Source organism: Pseudomonas sp. AGC41 (genome assembly GCF_057334555.1).
This window is the reverse complement of record NZ_JBHFJB010000067.1, coordinates 102,916-107,757: the sequence shown is the minus strand read 5'-3', so window position 1 is coordinate 107,757 and position 4,842 is coordinate 102,916. Positions and strand designations below refer to the sequence as shown.

Genomic DNA, 4,842 nt, shown 5'->3' with positions numbered 1-4,842 from the left:
TACCCTGTGGGAGCGAGCCTGCTCGCGAAAGCGGAGTATCAGCAACAGATGTATCGAGTGACATGATGCCTTCGCGAGCAGGCTCGCTCCCACAGGAGATGAGTGGTGGTCACCAGGTGGCAGGCAAAAAAAAGCCCGATCTCGCTTCAGCGTTCAATCGGGCGGCTGCACTCAGGAGCAATAAGTGCCAAGGGAGGTTCGATGCGCAAAACGGTTTGAAGGGAAGCGCCAAGTCACTAGAACACCTGGCGATTACCCGAGGATTAACGACTCAGGCCACTTGGGATAGCTTGGCGTTGGCCTGGTTCAGGCCCTTCTCCTGGAAGTCGCCGCCCAGGTTCATGCCCTCGGCGTGGATGAAGGTCACGTCGTGGATACCGATGAAGCCCATGGCCTGGCGCAGGTACGGTTCCTGGTGATCGGTGCTGCCACCGGCGTGAATGCCGCCGCGAGCGGTGAGCACGAAGGCGCGCTTGTCGGCCAGCAGGCCTTGGGGACCGGTGGGGGTGTACTTGAAGGTCACGCCGGCGCGCAGCACATGGTCGAGCCAGGCCTTCAAGGTGCTCGGAATGGCGAAGTTGTACATCGGCGCGGCCATCACCAGAACGTCGGCGGCCAGGAGTTCGTCAGTCAGTTGATTGGAGCGTTCCAGCGACGCGTTCTCGATGTCGTTGCGCTGCTCGGCCGGCTTCATCCAGCCACCCAGCAGATGGGCGTCCAGGTGCGGAACCGGGTTGATAGCCAAGTCGCGAACGCTGATCTCATCGGCCGGATGCGCGGCTTTCCACTGGCTGATGAAGGTCTGGGTCAGTTGACGGGAAACCGAGTCTTGCTGGCGGGCACTGCTTTCGATGATCAGAACGCGGGACATGGCTTGTAGGCTCCATCTGAGAATGTTGTAAGTCGATGGAGTGAAGGTTAAGCGCGATCATATCGATGAAAAAGCGCAAATAATTGCTGCAAAACATCGATAATTTCGTTTATAAGCGGAGCACGCCTTGTGGCGCTGCCCCGCCGCTGATTATTTCGGCCTGCAGGTCAGCTCGATGCGCAGCTTGATGATGTTGCGGTTGAACTTGGCGGTGGCGTTCTTGAACTTGCCGGCGGCGACTTCGATCTTGCGGGTTCGCGGTGCTTCGGGGCCGTTGCGAAACACCACGGTGCACGCCGCGTCGGTGCTGCCGTAGTTGTTGACCTGGATCGAGCCGATGTCGGCATCGGTGTCGTAGGCGGTGTAGTCGATGCTCAAGCCGTTGAGGTGTTTTTCCACGTCGATCGGGTAGGCAAACGCACTCAGCGGCAGCAGGGCCAGCAGCGCACAACAGATTTTTTTCATTCGGCAGTCTCCACGAGGGGACCGCCAGCTTAGGACAAGAGGAGCTCAATATGAAAGCGCCCCGCGTGACCCTTGATCAATGGCGAACGTTGCAGGCGGTGGTGGACCATGGTGGTTTCGCCCAGGCCGCCGAAGTACTGCACCGCTCCCAATCCTCGGTGAGCTACACCGTGGCCCGCATGCAGGACCAGCTCGGCGTGCCGTTGCTGCGTATCGACGGGCGCAAGGCCGTGCTGACCGAAGCCGGCGGCGTGCTACTGCGCCGTTCCCGGCAACTGGTGAAACAGGCCAGCCAGCTGGAAGACCTGGCCCACCACATGGAACAGGGTTGGGAAGCTGAAGTGCGCCTGGTGGTCGACGCGGCCTACCCGACCGCCCGCCTCGTCCGCGCGCTGACCGCATTCATGCCGCAGAGCCGGGGCTGCCGGGTACGGCTGCGCGAAGAAGTCTTGTCCGGTGTCGAAGAGGTACTGCTCGAAGGCGTCGCCGACCTGGCCATCAGCGGCTTCAGCATTCCCGGTTACCTGGGCGCGGAACTGAGCGATGTCGAATTCGTCGCGGTGGCCCATCCCGAGCATGCCCTGCATCGACTCAACCGCGAGCTGACGTTCCAGGACCTGGAGAGCCAGCTGCAAGTGGTGATCCGCGACTCCGGCCGCCAGCAGCCGCGCGATGTCGGCTGGCTCGGCGCCGAACAGCGCTGGACCGTGGGGAGCCTGGCCACCGCCGCAACCTTCGTCGGCAGCGGCCTGGGCTTTGCCTGGCTGCCCCGGCACATGATCGAGCGAGAACTTCGGGAGGGCACGCTCAAACGTCTACCCTTGGATCAGGGCGCCAGCCGCAACCCGAGCTTCTACCTGTATTCGAACAAGGAAAAGCCCCTGGGTCCGGCCACGCAGATTCTCATCGAGCTGCTGCGCACCTTCGATACCGCGCCGCTGGATGCGCCGTTCGCCGCTCCAGAACAAGCCTGACAAGGATCCCGCCGATGGCCTTTTTCGAGCATGAAGGTTGCAACCTGCACTACGAGGAATATGGCCACGGCACGCCATTGGTGCTGGTCCACGGCTTGGGTTCCAGTACCCGCGACTGGGAAAAACAGATTCCCGTGTTGTCGCGCCACTACCGCCTGATCGTGATGGATGTGCGCGGCCACGGCCGCTCCGACAAGCCGCGCGAGCACTACAGCATCGCGGGCTTCAGCGCCGACCTTGGCTCCCTGATCGAGCACCTCGATCTCGGCCCGGTGCACCTGGTGGGCTGGTCCATGGGCGGCATGATCGGTTTCCAGCTGGCCGTCGACGAACCCTCGCGGGTCAGGAGCCTGTGCATCGTCAACAGTGCCCCTGAAGTCAAAGTCCGTACGCCCGACGATTGCTGGCAATGGTTCAAGCGCTGGAGCCTGATGCGCCTGCTGAGCCTGGAAACCATCGGCAAGGCCCTCGGCGAGAAGTTGTTCCCCAAGCCCGAACAAATCGAACTGCGCCGGGAAATGGCCCGGCGTTGGGCAGAGAACGACAAACGTGCCTATCTCGCCAGTTTCGACGCCATTGTCGGCTGGGGCGTGCAGGAACGCCTGGCGCAAATTGCCTGTCCAACCCTCATTGTCTGCGCCGACCACGACTACACCCCGGTGGCGCTGAAAGAGGCCTATGTAAAACTGCTGCCTGACGCACGACTGGCAGTTATCGCCGATTCACGGCACGCTACGCCCCTGGATCAACCCGAACGCTTCAACCAGACCCTGCTCGAATTCTTGACCGCCACCGATTCCACTACCCAGGATCACTGAACCCATGCTGAAAAAAATCGCCCTCGCCGCCGGCTCCGTACTCTTTGCCGCCAACCTGATGGCCGCCGCGCCGGCCAAGGCGCCACATGTCCTGCTGGACACCACCAACGGCCAGATCGAAATCGAACTGGACCCGGTCAAGGCGCCCATCAGTACCAAGAACTTCCTTGAGTACGTCGACAGCGGCTTCTACGACAACACGATTTTCCACCGCGTGATCCCGGGCTTCATGGCCCAGGGCGGCGGTTTTACCCAGCAGATGCAGCAGAAAGACACCAAGGCACCGATCAAGAACGAAGCCAGCAACGGCCTGCACAACGTTCGCGGCACCTTGTCGATGGCCCGCACATCCAACCCGGACTCGGCCACCAGCCAGTTCTTCATCAACGTGGCCGACAATGCCTTCCTCGACCCGGGCCGCGACGCCGGTTACGCGGTATTCGCCAAGGTGGTCAAGGGCATGGACGTGGTCGACATCATCGTCAACTCCCAGACCACCACCAAATCAGGCATGCAAAACGTGCCGATCGATCCTGTGATCATCAAGTCGGCCAAGCGCATCGACTGAACCCACAGGGCAAGCCTGAGCGGCGCCGGCAACCCCGCGCCGCCCACCGCAAAAAAGGAGAGCCCCCGCCCGGGCTATGTACCCCATGGTTTACCGCCGTTTTGAAAAACTGATCGACATCTTCCGCGACGCCCCGACCTCGGCCCCGCCGAACCGCGTCCTGCCCTTCTACACGTATTACCTGAAACAGGTCTGGCCCAGCTTCGCCGCGCTGCTGGTGGTCGGCCTGATCGGCGCGCTGATCGAAGTGGCGCTGTTCAGCTACCTGAGCCGCATCATCGACCTGACCCAGGCCACGCCCAACACCGACTTCTTCAAGCTGCACGGCCTCGAACTGGCCTGGATGGCGGTGGTCGCGCTGGTGTTCCGGCCGATCTTCGTGGCCCTGCATGACCTGTTGGTGCACCAGACGCTGAGCCCGAGCATGACCAGCCTGATCCGCTGGCAAAACCACAGCTACGTGCTCAAGCAGAGCCTGAACTTCTTCCAGAACGACTTCGCCGGGCGCATCGCCCAGCGCATCATGCAGACCGGCAACTCCCTGCGCGACTCGGCGGTACAGGCCGTGGATGCGTTGTGGCATGTGCTGATCTATGCCATCAGCTCACTGGTGCTGTTCGCCGAAGCCGACTGGCGCCTGATGATCCCGCTGCTGGCCTGGATCGCCGCCTACATCGGCGCGCTCTGCTACTTTGTGCCACGGGTCAAGGAACGCTCGGTGGTGTCCTCCGATGCGCGCTCCAAGCTCATGGGTCGGATCGTCGACGGCTACACCAACATCACCACCCTGAAGCTGTTCGCCCATACCAACTTCGAACAGCAATACGCTCGCGAAGCCATCGAGGAACAGACCGAGAAAGCTCAGTTGGCCGGCCGCGTGGTGACCAGCATGGACGTGGTCATCACCAGCATGAACGGGCTGCTGATCGTCGGCACCACGGCCCTGGCGCTGTGGTTGTGGACCCAGTCGCTGATCAGCGTCGGCGCCATTGCCCTGGCCACCGGCCTGGTGATCCGCATCGTCAACATGTCCGGCTGGATCATGTGGGTGGTCACCGGCATTTTCGAAAACATCGGCATGGTCCAGGACGGCTTGCAGTCCATCTCCCAGCCGGTCAGCGTCACCGACCGCGAGCAGGCCAAGCC

Annotated in this window: 5 protein-coding genes and 1 pseudogene; 4 read left to right on the top strand and 2 right to left on the bottom strand. The window is 62.1% G+C overall.

What is annotated here, in order from left to right; translation table 11 throughout:
* Positions 1–271: 271 nt before the first annotated feature.
* Complete coding sequence (locus ACE04F_RS13165; protein WP_486107268.1) at positions 272–871, bottom strand: FMN-dependent NADH-azoreductase; 600 nt, start codon at positions 869–871, stop codon at positions 272–274.
* Between the two features lie 150 nt (positions 872–1,021).
* Entirely contained in the window at positions 1,022–1,336 is a 315-nt protein-coding gene (locus ACE04F_RS13160) for a 3-phosphoglycerate kinase (protein WP_486107266.1), read from the bottom strand.
* A 50-nt stretch (positions 1,337–1,386) separates the two neighbouring features.
* Here ACE04F_RS13160 and ACE04F_RS13155 point away from each other — a divergent pair, with 50 nt between their 5' ends.
* From ACE04F_RS13155 to ACE04F_RS13140, 4 genes and pseudogenes are all read left to right on the top strand, one after another.
* Positions 1,387–2,310 carry a PA3225 family LysR-type transcriptional regulator gene (locus ACE04F_RS13155; protein WP_305496160.1) on the top strand — a complete coding sequence of 308 codons (924 nt, stop codon included), beginning with the start codon at positions 1,387–1,389 and terminating at the stop codon, positions 2,308–2,310.
* 14 nt (positions 2,311–2,324) lie between these two features.
* A complete protein-coding gene (locus ACE04F_RS13150) occupies positions 2,325–3,128 on the top strand; it encodes an alpha/beta fold hydrolase (protein WP_486107263.1) in 804 nt (267 codons plus the stop codon).
* 4 nt (positions 3,129–3,132) lie between these two features.
* Positions 3,133–3,696: a peptidylprolyl isomerase gene (locus tag ACE04F_RS13145; RefSeq protein ID WP_486107261.1), complete on the top strand. Its 564-nt coding sequence runs from the start codon at positions 3,133–3,135 to the stop codon at positions 3,694–3,696.
* An 85-nt stretch (positions 3,697–3,781) separates the two neighbouring features.
* A pseudogene (locus ACE04F_RS13140) lies at positions 3,782–4,842 on the top strand (ABC transporter transmembrane domain-containing protein); the annotation flags it as partial.